Here is a 21733-nt window from a genome sequence, read left to right on the forward strand (position 1 = left end):
ATTATTTTACGAATGGGTTAGTTTTCACTAATCCATTCCTTATAGGAGGAAAATATGTCAAATTTACTTAATTCACCGCAAATGTTAATTAGGTTGCATCATGATATATTGACATCTGTAAATGCCATTCAAGGTGATACTGGCAGACTATGGAATTTTGTAATTGACGATTATGAAATTCCTACTGATGCAGAAATTAGATTATACCTTGAAAAACCCAGTGGAAAAAGAATTTATAATCCCGGTATTTTGCAGAATTCTATTATATCTTTCCAACCTACGGAACAGACCTTAGCAGAAATTGGTCAATCTATTGGTCAAATTCAAATTACGCAAAATAAACAGACTATCACTTCTTATCCTTTCTTTTTAAACGTGTCAAAAAATTATGTATTAAATGCGGATATTCAATCTACAGATGAGTTTCTTGTGCTAGATAATCTGATTGATGAAGCGCAAAAAACGATTGCTAATATGAAAGCTTTAATGCAGAAATTCACAACACAAGAAAATGCAAGGATTGAAGCAGAAAAGAGAAGAGTTAGTGCTGAAAGTGCTCGTGTCACCGCTGAGAACAAAAGACAGACAGATACCAACTCTGCTATCTCAAAAGCAAATACAGCTACCACAAATGCAAATAATGCTGCCAATAATGCAAATAGCAAAGCAACCTTAGCTAATGATGCCGCTACAAATGCAAACAATAAAGCTACTTTAGCAGACAGGGCTAAAGAGCTGGCAAATCAGGCGACTACAAAAGCAAATCAGGCAGCTTCTACTGCTGAAAATGCAGCTACGAAAGCAAATAATGCTATTGCTGGAATACCAGTGGAAATAAAAAAACTAATCAATGATACTTCTGCTTCCTCCACTGCTACATATTCCAGTACAAAAATAAATGCTTTGTTTTCATCAGCTAATGTAAAAGAAATAACAAATAGTCAGATTGACTCTTTGTCCAACTTATAACTGAAAGTAAGGAGTGATATAGAAAATGGATATAAAAGAAGCATTAAATTTTAGTGGACTACAGCGTTTTTATACAACTCATATAAAACCATTAAGAACAAGAATAAATCAATTGGGAACAGCATCAAATTGCACCGTTGTAAATAACTCCACTACTACTTCTTCTAATACAGTTTTAGATGGTAGAATGGGAAAAACACTAAAGGACGAAATAACCAATATAGACGCCAAAACAATGAATAAATATGCTGTTGGAATAGGTAACGCGCCTACTATAAAATATTCATATTTCATAGAGGCAACTTCAGTAGTACCAATTGGTAATATTAGTGTGCCGAATTATTCAAAAGGAGTATTTATAACTAATGGTGGTAGTGATGGTTGTTTGTTGATGGTAGACCCACAGTGTAACTTATATGTTGGATTTCGAAACGGTTCAACTTGGACAGGAAGAAAAATATAATTGTTGAAAGGAGAACAAATATGCAGAAAATTGTATTTACAGATAAAACAGAATTTGAAATCATGCCGGGCGCAGGTTTAAATAACATTACAGTTCTTTTAAATGATTTCGTTGCTCTCGGAAAATTTACAGAAACTTTGAGAAAAAAAGGAAATTTAGATTCCGTACAGTTCAAGCAAGATGAACTCATTACAGGAGAATATAAAAAGCTTGCGCTTTCATCTTCTATTTATTCTAACGTAGATGTAAACGAAGATGGAAAAGTTTTAGCAACATTCGGTTTCAGAGAAAAAACAAAACTCGAAATTACAGTTGAAACTATTCAGGCTGACCAGGTAACACAGGACGGAGCAATTATGGAACTTGCTGAAATGATTGGAGGACAGGCATAATGGTTAATTTTTATGTTAAGAAAATTATAAGAGAACAGATTACAATTGACGATGTACCTATTCATTGGAAAGAAAAAGTACAACAAGAACTGGATAAATTAAAACAGGAAGAATAAACGTTCTTCCTTATATTTATATAAGGAGTGCTTATGATAGACACATTTACAGATTACATACTCGCAGATATCAGCAGTCCTATTACTCTTTTACTTCTATTAGTCGTTTCTATTTATTTCATTGGCAAGTTTTTATTTAAAAACTGGGGAAATATCAAGTCCTATTTCGAAAATTCTTACCAAAATCGTAAAAAAAAAGAAGAGCTATATGAAACCGTAGAGGTCTTACAAAAAGCAAAAGACGACATTATTGCAGAAACAAAAGCACTAAGTCAGGCTCAGAAAGACTTCTATGATGAACAGTTAAAATACCGCAATGTTTCTCAGCAGCTAAGAGATAGCTTGCAAGAAAAGACAGATATTGCTGTAAAAAAATCAGAAGAAGCTTTAAATGAGATTAAAGAACTTCATTTGATTTTAGAGCAGATACAGACTCGACAGGAAGAAATTGATGCAGACAGGAAATCTCAGAAAGTAAATGAGTTAAGGCAGGATTTAATTAACGCTTACCACTACTTTACCTCAGTGGAAAGAAATCCAAAACAAGAATGGAATGAAATGGAAGCACATGCTTTTTGGAGTATGTTCGGAGATTACGAAAGATATGGCGGTAATGATTTTGCTCACAGAGTTATTCAACCAGCAATGAATAAGTTAAAAATCATACCGATTACACAGGAGGATTAGTTTATGGAAATTGCAGTAATTATGAATGTATTAGAAATACTGCTTTACATTGTGCTTGGTGGATTGGCACTTTGGTTTAAAACAAATTCAAAAATAAATAATGCAGTAAATGGACTGATTGCAAAAGCAGAAGAAGAATTCACCGGATTTAAACAAGGAAATGAAAAATTTCAGGCAGTTGTGAACTGGCTCTATGAGTTAGTTCCGGCATTTTTAAAACCTTTCTTCCCGAAAAAATTTGTGGAAGCTTTAATACAGAACGCTTTTGAGCAGTCAGCAGCTTATGCAAAACAACAATTAGATAAGATTGTTGACAAAACAGTTAAAACAGACGATAAGTCAATTGAATAACTATCAGAAAGGAATATAAAGCATGGCTCTATCTTTTAAAAATTCTAAGAATTCAATTGAGAAGTTATCTACAGAACACATAGATAAGAGTATCATGCCTACTGTTCTCGCAGAAAAAGGCATTGACACACTTCAGGAAGTTTTTACTCGAAGTGACAAATACGAATGGTACAATAACTATTCTGATGAAAACTTTTCAATTGTAGATGATAATAAAAATATTTCAGTAAATGAAAAACAATTAAATCTGACTCAAGAAGTAAACAGTCAGTTCATTCCATTTGAACTTTCACGTTATTATGATGGAATAGACCTTATGGAAATGTCTTTTCGAGTACATTATGTTAATGCCGAAGGTGGAGAACATTATTCCACTCCTATAAATGTAACATATAGCGAAAATAAAATCCGCTTTGGGTGGCTAGTAGATGAATATGCTACCGCCCTTGAAGGGGATTTAAAATTTGAAATCGTTGCTAATGGCACAAATGAAAAAGGTCAAAATTATATTTGGAAAACCAGACCAAATGGAAAGGTTAATATTTTAAAATCTTTATCCGGGAATGGGGTTATAAAACCGGATGAAGATTGGTATACACAATTTGTAACTTTAATTGATGGAAAAGTAAATGAGGCAAGACAGGCTGCAAAAGAGGCAAAAACTTCTGCTGACAATGCTCAAAGTTCTGCTAATCGTGCTCAAGGGGTTGTTGACGGAGCAAAAGATGAAATCTTACAGCAGGTCACTGGTTCTTTAAATGAACAGCTCACTACTGCTCTTTTAAATTATTATACAAAGCAGCAAGTCGATAATTTGATTAAAAACATTGACTTAACAGAGGCTTTGAAAGAAGTCAATGACAAAATCGACAAGATTGATGGACTGGCAAAATTTAAGGTAGAATACGATGATACGACAAAAACTATTAAGTTTTACAACGGTGAAGACTTAATTAAATCCATTACAATTAACACAGACCCAAGTACACAATGGGTATCATCTTATAATAAAATTGTAGATGAAAAAGTAAAAACTGGTACAGATGCGGTCAAACAGGAGTTAGCTACTTTTAAAACAAAAACAGAACAGGATTTAGCTGCTATCCACAAAGATGTTGACGGATTACCGGAAACATTGAATACACAGTATTATAAGAAACCTGAAACAGACGCTTTATTAAATAAAAAAGCATCAACAGAAAGTGTTGAAGGAATTAAAAATGAAGTATCTGTCATGAAATCCTCTGTACAGCAAATGGAGGGAAATGTTACTGCGTTAAGTGGCGATGTAACACGTATCGAGGATATCGTCAATAAAATCAACGAAAAGCCCTCGAATACATACGAAGCAACTTACGTAGATAATGTTTTCAGTCTTCTTGAAAATGGAGAAGTTAAAAACCAATTTACAATTGTTGGTGGAGGTGGCAGCGGCGCAGACTCTACTACAATTACCATTGAAAGAATTACTCCTGAAAGTTTGGTTGTTTTATTGGATGCTCTAACCAATATTGAATTCAATTTCACCTCTGTTGATAGTGCTGGTGATACTACTGGCAATGCAACAGCAACATGGAAAGTGGGAAATACAAAGGTAGCTACTTCTACGGTTATTCAAGGTAAGAACTCTTTTGATATTACACCACATCTCAAAATTGGCGCAAATACAATTCGTATGACTGTTACAGACAGTTTTGGTACAGTGTCAGCTAAGACTTGGACAATTACTGTTGTAGAATTTAAGATTGAGTCAAATTTTGATGATACTTTATTTTATTCAGATGAAGTAATTTTCCGCTACACTCCATACGGAAATATTTCAAAACAAATTGTATTTAAATTAGATGGACAACAGATTGCCACAATAGGTACTTCTGTCACTGGTAGACAGATGACTCAAACTATTCCGAAAAAACCACATGGCGCACATCTTCTTGAAGTTTACATGACAGCGGAGATAAATCAGCAGTCTGTAAAAAGCAATTCTATTTTTAAAGATATTATCTATATTGAACCCACAAATAATACTCCTGTTATCGGATGTTCAATATCAAAGTTTGAGGTAAAGCAATACAACACTTATAATATCAAATATGTTGTATACGACCCTGAGCATAATCCTTCTACAATTACTCTTTATGAAAACGAAAAACTTCTGTCTACATTAAAGGTTGACAGGACAGGTCAGACATGGAGTTACAAATCTGCTTCCACAGGAGCAAAAACTTTAAAAATCAAATGCCGTGAAACAATGAAGGCTCTGAATGTTACGGTAACGGAATTGGGTATTGACGTTAAGCCTATTGTAACAAACCTTGCCTTTGACTTTAATCCTGCTGGAAAAAGCAATGCAGACTCAGACAGGTTATGGCAAGATGTTGACAAAAATGTACACATGACAGTATCGGATAACTTTGACTGGGCGAATGGTGGTTATCAGTTAGATGCAGACGGAGATACCTATTTCTGTGTAAAAGCTGGTACTACTGCGACCATTGACTATAAATTATTCGGTGATGATGCAAAGAAGTTGGGTAAAAACTTTAAGTTTGTATATAAGAGCACGAATGTACGTGATTATGACGGTAAAGTTATGGAATGTGTCAATGGCAAAATTGGTTTCAGAGTAAACGCACAATCTTCTGTATTATCTTCTGAACAGAATACCATTACTCTTCCATTCTGTGAAGACAATTACATGGAATTGGAATTTAATATTCTTCCAGACAGCGAATATAAAGAAATGGTTATGTGGATGGACGGAATTCCAAGCAGGATTGAACTTTATTCTGAATCCGATAGTTTTACACAGGCAGAACCACAGGGAATTACCATTGGTTCTGAGGATTGTGATGTATGGGTGTATCGTATGAAATCCTACACAATGAACCTTACAGATGATGAAATCTTAGATAACCATATTGCTGATGCAAAAAATGCAGACGAAATCATGAGTCGCTATGCAAGAAATGATATTTTAGACTCCTCTGGTAATCTTGATCCAGATTTACTTGCTGAAAAATGTCCAGATTTACGTATTATTAAGATTGAAACTCCAAGATTTACAACAGGTAAAAAGGATAAGGTTACGGTTACTTCTTTCCAGCAAATCTATAAAAACGGAAGACCTGTAGATAACTGGGTATCCGAAGCTGGAGTTTTATCTGGTCAAGGTACTTCTTCTGAGTATTATGGTGAGTCTTCTCGTAACTTAGACCTAAACTGTAAAAAAGGATTTAAGTTTGAAAATGGTGAGTCTAATTCAAAATATGCGATGACAGAGAATTCTATTCCTGTTAATTATTTTAACATCAAAGTAAATGTTGCCTCTTCCGAGAATATTAACAACTCTACTTTGGCACAGGAATATCATCGTTTCAATCCGTATTTGAGACAGGCAAGAAAAGATGACCCAAAAGTACGTGATACAATGGAATTTCATCCTTGTGTTGTGTTTATTAAGGAAACAGACTTAAGCAATGCAGTAGAATTTAAAGACGGAGCTTGGCACTTCTATAGCTGTGGAAATATTGGTAACTCAAAGAAAAACCATGAAGCCTTTGGTATGAACCCTGATAATCACAAAGAGTTTATTGTTGAGGTATCTAATAATACGGATAAGCAGTGTCGTTTTCTCTCTGATGATTTATCTCAGGAAGGATGGGACGGAGACACTAGCTTTGAAATGCGATATGAAAATCCAGATTGTAGTCCTGAAGAATTACAGGCGGGGAAAGATGCTTGGCAGACATTCCTGACATGGGTAGTAAACGTAACGCCAGAAAACTTCGTAAAGGAATTTGACCAACATTGTATCCGTGACTCTGTATTATTCTTCTACCTCTTCACGGAAAGACACACAATGGTTGATAACCGAGCAAAAAATACATTCTGGCACACAGAAGACTTGGTACATTGGGATTTATGCTTTGACTATGATAATGATACTGCTATGGGTAATAACAACGAAGGTGCTCTGACACTGAGTTATGGATATGAAGATACTGATACCATTGGCACAAAGTCTGTATTTAATGCATGGGATAGTAAAATTTACTGTTATGTGCGTGATTATTTAAAAGAAGACCTTGCTAAAATGTTTATTAAGATGGAAAGTAAACTGGCATGGTCTGCATCTCGTATTCTTTCTGAAATGGAATCTGAACAGGCATTAAAACCTGAAAGATTATGGATTATGGACATGAGAAGAAAATATTTCAGACCTTATGAAGATAATGGTACAACTTCTTATTTAACCATGATGTACGGAGATAAAAAGCATCAGCGTAGACAGTTCCAGAAATATCAGGAAAAATATATGTCAAGTAAATATGCTGGAACAGCTTGTACTTCTGATGTTATTACTATTCGAGGTTATACTCCACGGGAATGGACTGGTGTAAAACCAGATGGTACTTTTCATATTGTTCCTTATGCAGATACTTACGTGGTAAACCGTTTTGGTTCTAACCAGACTTCTGTTCGTGCAAAACGAGGTCAAACATATACAGTAAAATCTCCAATTCCAGCAATGAATGATACAGAAATTTATGTATATAACGCTTCTATTATTCAGTCTATCGGTGATATTGCTCCATTCTATCCGGGTTACACAGACTTTAACCAAGGTATAAAATTGACAGATTTAACAATTGGTTCTGGCGTATCTGGATATAAAAACATGAACATGGATGATTTTGGTATCGGTAAGAATATTCTGCTTGAGAGATTAAATCTGCAAAATCTTCCAAATCTGAAAAAGACCATTGCGCTTACAGAGTGTACAAACCTTACAGAATTTTTAGCTGATGGTTCTGGTATTACGGGTGTTATCCTCCCGACAGGAGGTAAAATACAGACAGCACATCTTCCTGCAATTGCCTCTCTTACTGCGAAAAAGTTATTGGCTCTCAATGACTTAAAAATCTCATCTTACGAAAATATCACAACACTTTCTATTGACGATTGTCCTACAATTCATGCAAAAGATATGATTGAAAAATCTCCAAAATTAAACCGTTTACGTTTAACAGGTATCAACTGGAATTTAGAAGACGACAGTTTATTAAAGAGATTGATTAAATTATCCGGTATTGATGAAAATGGCTATAATACAGATGTTTCTGTACTGACTGGTTCTGTTCATGTTCCTGTAATGAGACAACAAGAATTAGAGGATTACAAGAAAGCATGGAAAGATTTGGATATCAATTATGATACCATTATTACGCAGTATACTGTAAAATTCCTGAACTACGATGGAACACTGTTGGACAAACAATATGTTGACAAGGGTTCTAAGCCTGTTAATCCAATTACACGTCCTGACTCTCCTATTCCTACACCAACAAAACCTAGCAATGTAAGTACAGTCTTTACCTTTAAGGGTTGGGATACGGAATTTGCTCCTGTATTCTCCAACTTGGAAATCAGAGCCACTTACTCTGAGTCTTTAAGAACTTATATGGTAAGATATCTCTCAAGAGGAAATGTATTACAATCTTCTACTGCTCCTTACGGTTCTTCTGTATTTTACAAAGGTGACATCCCTACTTATACGGGAGAAGAAACTGCTTACAAATACTATCTTTTCACAGGTTGGGATAAAAGCGGTTTTGTCAGTGGAGATAAAGATGTCAATGCTGTATTTGACTCTTGTGAATATAATGAGGGATATTTCGATGATAAGCCATTATCAAAATTACGTCCCGTTGAAATGTATGCCTTGACAAAATTAGGTATTGAAGAAGATGTTGTAAAATTGAAAGACTCATTCTCTTTTGAATTAGGACACGACTACAGCTATGATGACATTTCTGAAAAGGTGATTATCAGTGAGAAAAAAGTATTTACAGGCACAGAACATTACGACACGAATATTTCTCTCTTCGATGAAGATAGAGATTTCACACTTGCAATTGATTATACTTTTGATGGAACTTCGCCTCAGGCTTCTGTTATTGCCCAGTGTTTCCAAAATGATGGTACAAATGGGTTCCGTATTTGGAATAACAATAATCCGAAATTTTCATGGGGAACTTCTTCTACTTCTGTTGCTTCTTTTAATAAACGTGAAATGGTTGTTATGAGACATATTAAGGGAGAAACAGGTATCCATGTATACTCTGCAAACCTTACAGGTGAAGAACCTCAATATATTGAATTAACAAAAAACAGAAGTACAAAAACCAATGCGACTTTGGTATTTGGTAGCGGTAAAGCAGATGACGGAATGTTTGAAAATCATGCTAAAGGAACTGTATATTGGAGCAAAATCTGGTATGCAGACTTGGGTGATGAAGCTTGTAAAAATCTTTCCATGTGGACGCATGAAAAACTGGAAATGGAAATGTGTGGCTTCAAGCGTTATTACTTAGCAGACGGAACACAAAAACGTACATCCATGAGCTTTATTGCAAAACACTTGTTATCTATTAACAAGACTTTGAGTACTTCCTCTGAAAATACAGGAGGTTGGGCAACTGCGGAACTAAATAAATCTTTAAATAAACGTTTATACAATGCTATTCCGATAGCCTATAAACAATTAGTAAAACAGGCACGAATTAGTTCTTCTGTTGGTAATAAATCCACAGACGTTTCCACTTCCAACTGTTATATTCACATTCCAGCAGCTTACGAAGTAGACCCGACAATGACAACTGAACCATATATCTACGAAGGTTCTCCAATCCCGTATTTCACAACAAATGAATCAAGGACTTGTTCTTATGAAAATGGAGATGTTCATTCTTATTGGCTTCGTTCTCCTAACATTGAATATACAACTTATTATTATCGTGTTGAGGATAATGGTACACTTTCAGGATACTATTATTCCTATAATGAGGATGGTGTCCGTATCATGTTTTCAATATAAAAATATTGAAGTGGGAGTTTATCTTCCACTTCTTTTAATTAAGGAGGCAACTATGTTATATAAAGTAATAAAAAACAATAGAGTCATTGATGTCCTTTCTCAACTTGTATTTTGCAGATATGATGAAAGCATTGATACTGTAATAACATGTTCAGAAGAAGATGCTCAAGCAATTCTTTCTTCTTCTAAAAATTATATCTGGCATATTTCTTCTTATCCTTCTTTTCCAAAATCTGTTGTGAATAAGTACGATACGGTGGACATTGTTGAAATAGATGAATACGAATATAAACAGTTAAAAATATTGGACTATAAAACGCCAGAAGAAATTATAGATGCATATACATTATCACTTATTGAAGGAGGCGTGCTATGACTCAATTAGTAGAAAGCTTAAAAAGACTTTATGAAAAAGGAAAACTATCAGAAGAAAAACTTCAGTCAATGATACAAAAATCAACTATCACTGATTATGAATATAAGTACATTATTGGTGAAGTTTAAAGAAAGTTGGTGATATCTATATATACCATTTTAATAAATGAGAATAATGAACTAATCAATACTACGCCAAAAGAACGTATTCTACAACGTAGCAAATTAGTAGACAAATTACATTTCCTTACATCTCCTATCTATAAAGATTTCGATATGACACTTTTCACTGCAACTCTGGAGTATGTCTTACCCATTTCAAAAAAATATCGTTCTGAAAATTTAATTTTATCTGAAGAACTTTATAAAGAACAGTTAGAGTATATCTTACCTATAGACACTGCTCTGACGCAAGAACATGGCGACATTGAATTGCAGATTACATTTACCTATGTACATAGGAGTAAAGAAGGACAATTAGTTCAACACGTGCGAAAAACCACTCCAACTACTATCACTATCACTCCAATTGCTGCTTGGTCAGACCTTATTCCTGATGATGCTCTTACAAGCTTAGATCAGAGACTCTTAAAAATTGACGCAATGATACAGGATTTGAACGAGTTTAATACAAACTTGGATAAAACTAAAGCAGATAATATTAGTTTAGAAAAGAACATCATTCAATTAACTTCTCATGGAAATAAAATAGGCGATGCACATTTGCTACCTTCTGGTGGAAATGTAAATGAAAACGGTGTGCCTGTCGTAGAATTCGGCAACACAACATCTCGTTCAGTGGAAGTAAACAAAGATATTGGATATGAAGTTGTTGAATTTTAAAAACTATATTTAGCAACGTATTCTTTTATAAAATTTATTAAGGAGGATTTTTATGGCTACAAAATTATCCAAACTTTCATTTGGAAATAAATTAGATATTGAAGCCGCAAAAAAACAAAATAAGATTGATGAGTACGATATCATTTTCCTTGATAATGGTGAAATCGGCTGGTTAAACAAAGAAAAAAATACCATAATAAATACTCCTCGTACTCAAAAAGCTTATACATTAAACGGAACGGATTTTGGTGCATTAAGTTCTGGTCAAACAATTCCATCTGAAACTTCTTTAGATGAAATTATGGCAATGACAACACAAAAGTCAATTAAGCCAGAATATGTAAAACCTCTGGTTACTTTAAGTAATAACAAAGGAACAGTTTCAGGAATTGTAGAGGTTGGAACTTCTATAACTCCAAAATTAACAGCAACTTTTACACAAAATGATGCAGGAAAATTAACAGATATCGTTTTTAAAAAAGGAAAAGAACAAGTAAAACAAAGTCCTACTTCTCCTACTAATTATGATGGTAAACCTTTTATCATTGGAGATGAAACTATTACTTATTCTGCTATTGCAACTTATAAAGAAGGTATTATTAAAAATGATAACTTGGGAAAACCATATTCTGATGGACATATTGTGGCTGGCACAATTGCTTCTGAAGATTATAATTTTACTGGAAAAAGATGCTTATTTTACGGCTCAGGAAATGGAGCGAATTACATACCTACATCTGAGAGTATACGGGATTTAAACAAGCATTTAAACCCAGAAAAAGGTTATCGTTTTACTATGCACATTCATATCGGTGCACAATACATTATAATTGCATATCCTGATTTTATGTCCGATATAGAAAGGATACATTACATTGAAGGAAGTGATCCAAATCTTGCAATGAGATTTAAGAAATCTATTGTGCAAGTTGCAGATGCCAGAGGAGGGCAAGAAGGAAAAATAGCATACAAATGTTATGTACTACAGCTTTCTACCCCCATAAAGGCAAATATGACATTGGAAGTGATACTTTAAGGAGGTTCAAAATGGCAGATTACAAACCAGAACAGTTATATGTTGTATTAAAATCAGCTTCTCGAACTGAGCCACTTCCACTCGACTCTACGGAAATCTGGGATAGTCTTTCAAACGCACAAGCTTACATACAAGAGGCAAATGCTTATGCTGGGCAAACAATAAAAGCAAAGCTTAATGATGGAAAATATCATACCTACACTATCCAGCCATCTGACAATGGTTGCGTTTTAGAAGAATTAAGCTCTGCAAGCAGTTTAAAACAATATGTCATGATTGTGGATAAACTACCAGACTCTTCTCAGGAACAAGGAGTTCTGTATATTAATAAACTGGAAAATACTGGTTATATATGGAATGGCAGTGGATGGCAGATTGTTTTTAAAGATATTAGCATGGAATTTGATAAAGTTAAAGACAAAGTGAAAACTCTTGAAACAAAAGTGAATATCCCAGAAGATGAAACCCTGACATCTTACATAGATAAGGTTGTGGGCGCAAATACAGACGTAACAGAACAGATTAATACTGCAAAGAAAGAAGCAGTTGCAAAGTCAAAAGAATATGTTCAGAGTTGTCTAACGATTACAGAATTTTAAATAGACAGAAAGGAAATCACATGGCAGAAATGAAAGAAATACTGTCTGTTGTGATTACGAATGGCAGTAAATTACATGAACTTCCAGTTAAACACAGCCAGTTAATTTTTATCAAAGACACAAAGACAATTGCTTTAGACTACAACGGGATAAGGACAACCTATTCTAATATTGTAACGTTGCAAACAGAGCAAGAAAGATTGGCTATTCTTGCACCTGTTTGTGGGTTATTCTATTTCATTTTAGAAACATCTTGTTTATGGGCATATGAGGACAAATGGAATCAAATAACTTCTCCTCCTCATGATGTTATTTTCAAGGGTGGAGCGACCAATGATTTTCCTCCTGTCGGAAATGAGTTGTGTCTATATGTTGCGGAAAGTGAAAACAAATTGTACCGTTGGGACGATACAACAATTAAATACTATTGTGTCGGAAGTGATTACAACGACATAAAAATCATAAATGGTGGCGGTGCATAACTGTCACCATTTTTATAATAAAAAAGGAGTAAAAATATTATGGCAAACACAACATTAAATACAAGAATTATACTTTGCAATGATACAACTGTAAATTGGGGTACTTCAGAAAAAGTCCTCTTAAAAGGTGAGCTTGGTATTGAAATTACAGGTGGCGCACCAAAAGTAAAAGTTGGTAATGGTACTGATACTTTTAAGGCATTACCTTATATTACAATGACACCTCCAGAAATTGAAGCTGCTATCCAGAAGGCTGTTCAGGCTGCAAACCATAGTCATGCCAACAAATCCATTCTGGATGGTATTCAGGTTGCACTGACAAATGCTTTAAAAGCAAATTATGATGCTGCTTTTGCTCATTCTAAAGCACCTCATGCACCTGTTGGAGCACAGGCAAACATTATTGAAAGCGTAAAAGTAAATGGTGCTCCATTACCTATTAGTGAAAAAGCAGTAAATGTTTCTGTACCTACAAAAGTAAGTCAGCTTACTAATGATAGTGGATTTGTAAGCACAGATACTAAATACAACCTTGCTACAGCAAAAAGCTTAGCAAATGGTAATGTAAAAATTGATTTGGTTGGAACTGATGGTAAGAATAGTGCTGTAAATATCAAAGGTACAGGTATCGCTTCTGTTACAACTGATGAAACAGGTAGCATTGTTGTTAATGCAACACAGAGAGACTATGTGCATCCTACATCTGGTGTAGAAGCAGGTACATACAAATCTGTTACTGTGGATAATAAAGGTCATGTTACAGCAGGTACAAATCCAACTACATTAGCTGGCTATGGAATTGTGGATGCAATTCAGAAAGGCACAAAATTTGGCGATGCTGATATTACAGGCATGAATGCTAATAAGCTGACAGGTACAATTGATATTGCAAGATTACCTCACGGTGCGTTGGAAAGATGTAAAATTGTTGCTGATGATGTAGCAAGATTTAAACTTACAACTGCTGACGTACAGACTGGTGATACTGTAAAGGTTACAGGTACAGGAAAAATGTACTTCGTAAAAGATGACAGTAAATTAAATGTAGAAGATGGTTACGAAGTGTATACTGCTGGTTCTGCTACTTCTGTTCCTTGGAGTGGTGTAACTGGAAAACCTTCTACTTTCACACCTTCTGCTCATAATCAGGATATTAGCACAATCAATGGTCTTCAGGCTGCATTAGACAGTAAAGCTGCCAATAAAGATATGACAGGTGCTACTTCTGGTGCAAATGGTACTCATGGTCTTGTACCTGCTCCTGTTGCTGGTGCTCAGGGTAAATATCTTAGAGGAGATGGTACATGGCAGACACCTCCAAATACTACTTATGGTAATGCCACAGGAAGCAATGCTGGTCTTATGTCACCTGCTGATAAAACAAAATTAGATAACATTGCACCAAATGCTAACAACTATGTACACCCAACTACACCGGGTAATAAACATATTCCTACTGGTGGTCAGGCTGGTCAGTTCCTGAAATGGAGTGCTGATGGTACTGCTGTTTGGGCTGCTGATAACAATACAACTTATGGTATTGCAAATGCATCTACTGCTGGTCTTGTTAAATCTGCTACAGGTGCAAACAAAGTTAGTGTAGATGGTAGCGGAATTATGTCCGTTGCAAGTGTTTCCACTGATACAATCGTAAATGGTGGTAATACACTTATTTTAAATGGTGGAGGGGCTGCTTAATGCTCCTCTTTTTAAATAAAAGGAGATTTTTAAATGGCTCAAAAAATTATAAATACGAAAATACAAGAAGCTTATGATACAGAAGCAAACTGGATAAAATATAACCCTGTTTTGCTTGCTGGTCAATTGGCTTTTTCTAAAGATAAATATGGTAAATATAAAATTGGTGATGGGATAGCCAAATGGAGTCAATTACAATATATGACTTTAGGATGGAATGATATTACTGGAAAGCCGAGTTCTTTCACGCCATCTTCTCATACTCATGACGATAGATATTTTACAGAAACAGAAGCGACAAACAAATTTTCTCCAAAAGAAGGTAGTGCTTCTTTAAGTAAATTGGCTTCTACTATTACACTTGGTGCAGGAGATGCAGCTACTATACTTCAAAATGGAAGCACATATCAACAGAAAATTGAAATCATTGATAACAGTACTTCTGGTGATGCAGTATTTGGATTTTACCAGTCAGGGGATAGTGGAAAAAATTTTAATAAACTTATGACCATCAATGATGATGGAAATGTTGTTGCAAATAAATTTACTGGTGCTTTAGCAGGTAATGCTTCAAGTGCAAATTCTGTTCCTTGGTCTGGTGTCAGTGGTAAGCCAAGTACATTTCCCCCATCCACACATAATCATCCTGCTTCACAAATTACAGGATTGCCAACAAAACTTCCAAATCCTTATGCACTTACAGTAAAAGGAAATGGAGCTTTACTAAATACTTATGATGGTTCAGGTGCAAAGGAAATCAATATTACTCCTGCTGTAATTGGTGCGGCAACTTCAGGGCACACACATTCTCAATATGCTCCAACGAGTCATAATCATTCTGCCGATAATATTACAAGTGGAGTGTTACCTATTGGTAGAGGTGGAACGGGAGGAACAAACCTTACTACTACCGCAAGCAATCTCCAGTTTGAGTCAATTGGGGAAGGTGCTACTACTATTCCGAACAACTCTGACTTAAATACATATTCAACTCCGGGTACATATGTGTCTCAGAGTGCCAAGAATACCGGTATAAAAAATAGACCTACTGGTACACAGGGGGCTTTTAAACTTGTTGTAAAATATGCGCTAGGAGATAACGGGTATATCCAGCAAGTTATGACAGGATACGATGCAGGAACTCACATGGAATATACAAGATATTATGACGGATATGGTAGTAATAAAACATGGTCACGATGGGTAAAAACGTTTGCTGATAACAGTGTAATCCCCGTAACAAGTGGAGGCACTGGTGCGAATACCTATTCAACAGCTCTAAAAAATTTAGTTATTAATGGTGCTGTTTCTGGTTCGGCAGTTCCTACTGATACAAATTGGTATTTATGTAGTGATAATGCTGATAGTAGCGGAACTCCAGTAAGGCGTTCAATGTCATCGTTGTGGAGTTATATTAAAGGTAAAACAGATGCAAATTATCTTAAACTTAGTGGAACTGCTGTATCAGCATCATCTATTAAAGTTCCTGATACACGGGATACTAACCCAGCACCTAATAATGCTGGATTTAAAAAAAATGCAGTTACATTTGACTTTAAATCTGCTTCAAAAATCAATTCACCTATAAGTAATACTTATGTTGGCTTAATGTCGTTTGCTCCTTGGAGTGAAACATCAGGTGGAAATGGTTATCAGATGGCTTTTGGATATATAAATAATACAACACCAAGACTTATGCTTAGAACTGCTGATTTAGGAGCAAGCACTTGGGGTGCATGGTACAAGGTATATACAAGTGCAGATAAACCTACCTTATCTGAATTAGGTGCTGCTGCTACCTCACACACACATAATTATGCAGGTTCTTCCTCTGCTGGTGGAGCTGCCAATAGTGCGAATATGTTAAATGCAAATGCAGGTTCTAGTACACAGCCTGTATATTTTAGTGGAGGTAAACCTGTGGCTTGCGCTTATACGTTAGGAAAATCAGTTCCTAGTAATGCTGTTTTTACTGACACGAACACTTGGCGACCTGTTCAAAACAATCTTACTTCTACTTCTACTTCTGATGCTTTAAGTGCTTATCAGGGTAAGGTATTGAAAGATTTAATTGACGGCAAAGCTTCTAGTAGTCACTCTCACGATACTGGTATATGTACTATTCAAGAAAAAAGCAATGCAGGAACTCGTTATGTTAAAATTGCAGAATTAGTGTGCAATCGTACATATCATAGATTAAATCAACAACTAATTTTTACCAGTAGAGAAAGAGCAGTGTTACTAAATGTTAGGGCTGCATCTGGAAACGATACTATATTTACCGCTAGTATTGATTATGTTCCTATTTCTGAAAATTCACATAATATTATAAATAATTTGTATGCTGGCTTAGTTAATATCAGTAGTACACAAAATAGAATTGAAATATGGTATAAACAAGTACAATGGGCAGAAAGTTTACGTATCATTCCTCTCGGTAGAAATGCAGAAGGTAATGCTTTAACGTTCAAAAATTATAGTTCAACAGATGCTGGAAGTACAAGTGCTCCTACATTTACCAAAACTATACCTATAAACAGTGTAATTCGTTGGGAAAATGTAGTAGGAAGACCTTCTTCTATGCCAGCATCTGATGTCTATTCATGGGCTAAAGCCTCTACAAAACCAGCTTATTCAAAGACAGAAATAGGTCTTGGAAACGTAGACAACACAGCAGATAGTAATAAATCCGTTAAATATGCTACAAGTGCCGGAAGTGCAACAACAGCGACAAATGTTGCATGGTCTGGAATAACGGGGAAACCTAGTAGTTTTACTCCTAGTAGTCATAGTCATACAATAGCGAATATTACTAATCTCCAATCAGCTCTTGACGGAAAGGCTAGTACCAGTCATACTCACGAGTTTTACGCAACAACAAAACATACCCATAATACCATAAATGATTTAATGTCTGGAAATCCTATTGGTATATCGACTTCTACCTACATAACCCCTGCAACAGCAGGCGAATACGATATAGTTGTTGCAAATACAAGCAAAATTGGTAATAATAAATGTGTCGTAATGAGTAAAGTAAGCTTTGTAGAGCATGTAAAAAATCATATAATTGAGACGTTCCCATTAAAAGCTATTACTAACTCTCAAATTGACAGTTTGGCTAGTCTATAAAATAAAAAGAACCGCTTATTAAACGGCTCTAGTGTTATAACATTTGCATATATAATACAAATAGCAATATCATTATATGAATTTAAAATGCAAATGTCAAGTTATAGTTTGCAAATACTTATTGAGGTACTGTTACGTACCTCATTTTTTACTATTTACAATTTCATAGAAAGGATATATAATAATGCTATAAATAAATATTAACATACGATGTATTTAAATGTGGTAAAAGAATTAGTATTTATGATGAATAGTAACGCATGGCGTATTTAAACATAGTCAACAAGATATGTTTAGCATTTAGATGAATAACAACGTGTGACGTAAGCTTAACCTCTTAGCAAAAAAGCTAGGAGGTTATTTTTTTACTTTTTAGTGCCAGTAATCATAAGGATTGCTTACCTTCTTCACTGGTTTCACATTTTTTATTGAACTTACTGCTTCTTCATACGTTTCGTAAATTCTATGCTTTGGAAGCCTAATCACTGTGTTGTCAAATTGAATGGTTATTAAGTTGCCGAATATATTTACAATACGTACCTCTCTTACAGATAAGTTATTTTCTACAATCCATGCAGTGTCGTTTTTCTTTAACATAATTTCACCTTCTTATAATACAAAAATGACCACATGTTTCAGTAGTCATTTTTGCAGTTCAATATTTAGCTCAAATCTCTTCTTACACTATTTCCAAATATGTAAGTTCAAAATATATAGTAATACAAACATTGACATTTTGCAATAAAATTTTATCGACAAATTATTGCACAATCTGTTATATCATTTTCATTTTAACCATTGGAACAACTATAACAGGTTTGTTATCTACAATAATGGTTATTTGGGATATTTCTTTCTTGTGATAAGTATTATAGAATTTCAGTGCAGCTTCTTCTGTGATATAGATTTCTCCTTGTAGGTTAATCTTTTCGATGATTGGAGTTAGATTGATTACTTTTCCTTCAATAAGTAATCGTGCATTTTCGTTCTCGTATGTTATCATAGTACACCTCTCAATACAGTCTGTAAGCTTCTATTCTGTGTCTAAAATCAGTTTTATGTTATTTTCCGTATATTTTATTATAAGTGTAGTGAAATTTGTTTTAGACGTATTTTAGGAGCTTATACAGACTTTAGAACATTCGTTTGTATATTTATATTTCCTATTATATAAACGTTTGTTCGAGTTGTCAACTGGGAAAATTTGGAAGGTTGTACAAAAAAATAAGCACTTACATAAAAACAAGAATTTCTCGTATTTATGTAAATACTTATTACTTTGTCATATATAGAAAATACTCCTTTCTTTATAAATTTTATAAGTATATTTGTTCTTGATTAGATTTTTGATTAGATAATTTTTTGTAAATACCGAAAACCCTTAGTTTTACTGGGTTTTCGGAGTGGACTTGAGGGGAATTGAACCCCTGTCCGAAAGTCTATCCCTTGCGGCATCTCCCATCACAGTTATTCTTTTAACATTCCCTCACACAAACGCCGAATAACAGGCTTTTGCACTTAGTAGCTTCATAAAATCTTCCACTTTCTCAAAGCTTTGAAAGCGAAGTGCCCCGCAAAGTCGATGCCAGGTTCTTAAACAGCGGGTGGTTTAAGGCTGACAAGCTGCAATTAGGCAGCTAACGCTACGTTATCGTTTGCGTTTATATTTAATTTCCAGGTTGGTATGCAGTCCCGGAGTCTGCAGATGGCTTCCTCAACTTCAAAACCCCCGTCGAAACCAGTACAAGCCCTAAAAGCATTCTGGTTGTGCAAACGAGAATAACATACTTCCTTTGGCGCAACTATAATACTAAACGTATTTACCTCATTTGTCAAGGGAATATTAATTTCTCGACAAATAGAAATGCCGCTTCAAGATTTTTCAATCTCAAAGCGGCGCTTTTCATTACAAGAATATAGCAGAAAGTAAATTATCTACCAAACTGCATATCATTGTTACCAGATTTTGTTTCCCACATTTCAAGCATGTTAATTGGGTCATTGTAATCTGCTAACCAACCTTCACGAGCAAAGTCAAATTTACCAGCTTTTCTTTCTTCAAGGAATGTAGACCATTCACGTGTTTCTACTGTCATGTTAATACCGATTTCATTGAAATCCTGCTGCATAGCTTCACCAATCTTAACATTACCTTCAGAGTCATTTGTCAGGTATGTAATATTAATTGGTGTTTCTGGAGATAACATACCTGCATCATCAAATTTATATCCAGCACCTTCTAATAATTTTCTAGCTTCTTCTACGTTAGCTTCTGTTTTTTCTGGATCATAGTAACCAACGTTTTCTGCATCTGGATAAGTATAAGCGTCATCATTTGCTCTGAATTCGCTACCCTGTCCATCTAACATACCTTCCGGAATAAATGTGTTAGCTACTGTCTGATCAGCCTGAGCGATTGTATCTACAATATACTGACGGTCAATCAGTAAGGAGAATGCATGACGCATATCTGCTGCCTGCTGTGCTGTCTTTCCTGCAAATAATTCACTCTGAACATTAAATCCTGAGTAATATGTTCCTAAAGTAGCAATTTTGTGGAATTCAGGTGTATTTACAACATTTTTCATTTCGTCTGTTGGAATTGTATCACTAAACTGTAAAGAACCATCTTTAAATGCGTTAAATACAGCTGTATCATCAGCACTTAACATAAAGTTGATTTTCTTCAAAGAAACTTTTCCAGCATCATAGTAATTTGGGTTTGGTTCATAAGTCATAGACTCATTGTGTTTCCACTCTTTTAATGTGAACGGACCGGATGTTACAAATCCAGACTCCAGACACCATGCACCCGGGTTATCTGCTGCGCCTTCAGCGGACTCTACGTTCTGCTGTGGAACTGGGTAAAATGCAGGGAATGCACATAAGTCAAGGAAGTATGCACAAGGTGCTGCAAGTTTTACTGTAAATGTTTTTCCGTCTTCAGAAGCTGCGATATCAAGTGTACCGTCTTCTTTCTTAGCAATACCGTCTGCTAAGTAAGAATAGTCAGCACCTGTATTAGGATCTACAAGTCTGTTCCAGCTGTATGCAACGTCTGTTGCGTCAAGAGCTTCACCGTCAGACCATTTCAAACCGTCTTTCATTGTGAAAGTATAAGTAAGACCGTCTTCGCTCATTTCATGGCTTTCAGCTAAGTCCGGAACTAAAGCTCCTGTTTCATCATATTTATATAATCCGGCAAATGAAAGAAGTGCCAGACAAGCGCCGTCTACTGCTGAGTTTAACGCCGGATCAAGTTTATTTGGTTCAGATGCAACCTGTAAGGATAATTCATTATTTGGAGCTGTTGCAAATCCAAAATACTTAAATCCGAAAAGGTTAGAGTAAATACCTTCTACATCTGTACTCTGCATATAAACATCGTTGTAGTAGTATAAAGGAACAACTGCCCATGTATCCATAAGCATATCTTCTGCTTCGTGCATCATTGCCTCACGTTTTACAAGGTCTGTTTCCTTCTTGATGTTGGCAATTAATTCATCATAAGCTTCCCATTCCGGTGCTGCAGAACCTTCTTCTGCTGTTTCTTTTCCATCTTCTGTGCTTGCTTCTGGTTTGTCGCTGGAGCCGCCACATCCTGCCAGTGAACCGGCAACCATCGCAGAAGCAAGAAGCATTGCTAAAACACGTTTTTTCATTTTTGCCTCCTTCTACTTATTTCCTTCATAAGTATACATTTATTATAC

General features: G+C 35.2%; 18 protein-coding genes and 1 other RNA gene. 15 read left to right on the forward strand and 4 right to left on the reverse strand.

Annotated features, from left to right (window positions below):
- Positions 1–54: 54 nt before the first annotated feature.
- The 15 genes from CGC63_RS10340 to CGC63_RS10405 are packed head-to-tail and all read left to right on the forward strand — an operon-like array spanning position 55 to position 18023.
- Positions 55–969, forward strand: coding sequence for a hypothetical protein (locus CGC63_RS10340; protein WP_052530445.1), 915 nt, complete (start codon positions 55–57; stop codon positions 967–969).
- A gap of 25 nt (positions 970–994) precedes the next feature.
- Positions 995–1432 (forward strand): hypothetical protein, encoded by a 438-nt coding sequence (locus CGC63_RS10345; RefSeq protein ID WP_003020064.1) that lies wholly within the window; start codon positions 995–997, stop codon positions 1430–1432.
- Positions 1433–1452: 20 nt separating this feature from the next.
- Entirely contained in the window at positions 1453–1824 is a 372-nt protein-coding gene (locus tag CGC63_RS10350; RefSeq protein WP_040351093.1) for a hypothetical protein, read from the forward strand.
- Entirely contained in the window at positions 1824–1940 is a 117-nt protein-coding gene (locus CGC63_RS15820; protein ID WP_259805246.1) for a CD1375 family protein, read from the forward strand. Before CGC63_RS10350 ends, CGC63_RS15820 begins: the two co-directional genes overlap by 1 nt.
- Before the next feature lie 33 nt (positions 1941–1973).
- On the forward strand, positions 1974–2627 hold the full coding sequence (locus CGC63_RS10355; RefSeq protein WP_003020061.1) for a hypothetical protein: 654 nt from the start codon (positions 1974–1976) through the stop codon (positions 2625–2627).
- A gap of 3 nt (positions 2628–2630) precedes the next feature.
- Positions 2631–2978: a hypothetical protein gene (locus CGC63_RS10360; protein ID WP_003020058.1), complete on the forward strand. Its 348-nt coding sequence runs from the start codon at positions 2631–2633 to the stop codon at positions 2976–2978.
- A gap of 22 nt (positions 2979–3000) precedes the next feature.
- A complete protein-coding gene (locus tag CGC63_RS10365; RefSeq protein ID WP_089438690.1) occupies positions 3001–9858 on the forward strand; it encodes a DUF6273 domain-containing protein in 6858 nt (2285 codons plus the stop codon).
- A 52-nt stretch (positions 9859–9910) separates the two neighbouring features.
- Entirely contained in the window at positions 9911–10234 is a 324-nt protein-coding gene (locus CGC63_RS10370) for a hypothetical protein (protein WP_040351092.1), read from the forward strand.
- Positions 10231–10362 carry an XkdX family protein gene (locus CGC63_RS10375; RefSeq protein WP_003020046.1) on the forward strand — a complete coding sequence of 44 codons (132 nt, stop codon included), beginning with the start codon at positions 10231–10233 and terminating at the stop codon, positions 10360–10362. Before CGC63_RS10370 ends, CGC63_RS10375 begins: the two co-directional genes overlap by 4 nt.
- Before the next feature lie 9 nt (positions 10363–10371).
- Entirely contained in the window at positions 10372–11076 is a 705-nt protein-coding gene (locus CGC63_RS10380; RefSeq protein ID WP_003020043.1) for a hypothetical protein, read from the forward strand.
- 52 nt (positions 11077–11128) lie between these two features.
- On the forward strand, positions 11129–12112 hold the full coding sequence (locus CGC63_RS10385) for a hypothetical protein (protein WP_003020040.1): 984 nt from the start codon (positions 11129–11131) through the stop codon (positions 12110–12112).
- An 11-nt stretch (positions 12113–12123) separates the two neighbouring features.
- Positions 12124–12711 carry a hypothetical protein gene (locus tag CGC63_RS10390; protein WP_003020037.1) on the forward strand — a complete coding sequence of 196 codons (588 nt, stop codon included), beginning with the start codon at positions 12124–12126 and terminating at the stop codon, positions 12709–12711.
- Positions 12712–12731: 20 nt separating this feature from the next.
- A complete protein-coding gene (locus CGC63_RS10395) occupies positions 12732–13193 on the forward strand; it encodes a hypothetical protein (RefSeq protein WP_003020033.1) in 462 nt (153 codons plus the stop codon).
- Positions 13194–13232: 39 nt separating this feature from the next.
- On the forward strand, positions 13233–14891 hold the full coding sequence (locus CGC63_RS10400) for a hypothetical protein (RefSeq protein WP_003020030.1): 1659 nt from the start codon (positions 13233–13235) through the stop codon (positions 14889–14891).
- Between the two features lie 33 nt (positions 14892–14924).
- Positions 14925–18023, forward strand: coding sequence for a hypothetical protein (locus tag CGC63_RS10405; RefSeq protein WP_003020027.1), 3099 nt, complete (start codon positions 14925–14927; stop codon positions 18021–18023).
- Positions 18024–18395: 372 nt separating this feature from the next.
- Here CGC63_RS10405 and CGC63_RS10410 read toward each other — a convergent pair whose 3' ends face one another.
- The 4 genes from CGC63_RS10410 to CGC63_RS10425 form a co-directional block, all read right to left on the reverse strand.
- Positions 18396–18620, reverse strand: coding sequence for a hypothetical protein (locus CGC63_RS10410; RefSeq protein ID WP_003020024.1), 225 nt, complete (start codon positions 18618–18620; stop codon positions 18396–18398).
- A 178-nt stretch (positions 18621–18798) separates the two neighbouring features.
- Positions 18799–19026: a hypothetical protein gene (locus CGC63_RS10415; RefSeq protein ID WP_003020019.1), complete on the reverse strand. Its 228-nt coding sequence runs from the start codon at positions 19024–19026 to the stop codon at positions 18799–18801.
- A gap of 398 nt (positions 19027–19424) precedes the next feature.
- Positions 19425–19774: a transfer-messenger RNA gene (gene ssrA, locus CGC63_RS10420) on the reverse strand.
- 180 nt (positions 19775–19954) lie between these two features.
- Positions 19955–21685 (reverse strand): peptide ABC transporter substrate-binding protein, encoded by a 1731-nt coding sequence (locus CGC63_RS10425; RefSeq protein ID WP_003020017.1) that lies wholly within the window; start codon positions 21683–21685, stop codon positions 19955–19957.
- Positions 21686–21733 lie beyond the last annotated feature (48 nt).

The organism is Blautia hansenii DSM 20583 (genome assembly GCF_002222595.2).
In the GTDB taxonomy this organism is placed as follows: domain Bacteria; phylum Bacillota; class Clostridia; order Lachnospirales; family Lachnospiraceae; genus Blautia; species Blautia hansenii.

What these genes read in the sequence shown, in the direction of transcription:
- CGC63_RS10340 (WP_052530445.1), top strand. Translation starts at nt 55, where the DNA reads ATGTCAAATTTACTTAATTCACCGCAAATGTTAATTAGGTTGCATCAT.
- CGC63_RS10355 (WP_003020061.1), top strand. Translation starts at nt 1,974, where the DNA reads ATGATAGACACATTTACAGATTACATACTCGCAGATATCAGCAGTCCT.
- CGC63_RS10415 (WP_003020019.1), bottom strand. Translation starts at nt 19,026, where the DNA reads ATGATAACATACGAGAACGAAAATGCACGATTACTTATTGAAGGAAAA.
- CGC63_RS10370 (WP_040351092.1), top strand. Translation starts at nt 9,911, where the DNA reads ATGTTATATAAAGTAATAAAAAACAATAGAGTCATTGATGTCCTTTCT.
- CGC63_RS10425 (WP_003020017.1), bottom strand. Translation starts at nt 21,685, where the DNA reads ATGAAAAAACGTGTTTTAGCAATGCTTCTTGCTTCTGCGATGGTTGCC.
- CGC63_RS10410 (WP_003020024.1), bottom strand. Translation starts at nt 18,620, where the DNA reads ATGTTAAAGAAAAACGACACTGCATGGATTGTAGAAAATAACTTATCT.
- CGC63_RS10405 (WP_003020027.1), top strand. Translation starts at nt 14,925, where the DNA reads ATGGCTCAAAAAATTATAAATACGAAAATACAAGAAGCTTATGATACA.
- CGC63_RS15820 (WP_259805246.1), top strand. Translation starts at nt 1,824, where the DNA reads ATGGTTAATTTTTATGTTAAGAAAATTATAAGAGAACAGATTACAATT.
- CGC63_RS10390 (WP_003020037.1), top strand. Translation starts at nt 12,124, where the DNA reads ATGGCAGATTACAAACCAGAACAGTTATATGTTGTATTAAAATCAGCT.
- CGC63_RS10350 (WP_040351093.1), top strand. Translation starts at nt 1,453, where the DNA reads ATGCAGAAAATTGTATTTACAGATAAAACAGAATTTGAAATCATGCCG.
- CGC63_RS10365 (WP_089438690.1), top strand. Translation starts at nt 3,001, where the DNA reads ATGGCTCTATCTTTTAAAAATTCTAAGAATTCAATTGAGAAGTTATCT.
- CGC63_RS10385 (WP_003020040.1), top strand. Translation starts at nt 11,129, where the DNA reads ATGGCTACAAAATTATCCAAACTTTCATTTGGAAATAAATTAGATATT.
- CGC63_RS10400 (WP_003020030.1), top strand. Translation starts at nt 13,233, where the DNA reads ATGGCAAACACAACATTAAATACAAGAATTATACTTTGCAATGATACA.
- CGC63_RS10345 (WP_003020064.1), top strand. Translation starts at nt 995, where the DNA reads ATGGATATAAAAGAAGCATTAAATTTTAGTGGACTACAGCGTTTTTAT.
- CGC63_RS10395 (WP_003020033.1), top strand. Translation starts at nt 12,732, where the DNA reads ATGGCAGAAATGAAAGAAATACTGTCTGTTGTGATTACGAATGGCAGT.
- CGC63_RS10360 (WP_003020058.1), top strand. Translation starts at nt 2,631, where the DNA reads ATGGAAATTGCAGTAATTATGAATGTATTAGAAATACTGCTTTACATT.
- CGC63_RS10375 (WP_003020046.1), top strand. Translation starts at nt 10,231, where the DNA reads ATGACTCAATTAGTAGAAAGCTTAAAAAGACTTTATGAAAAAGGAAAA.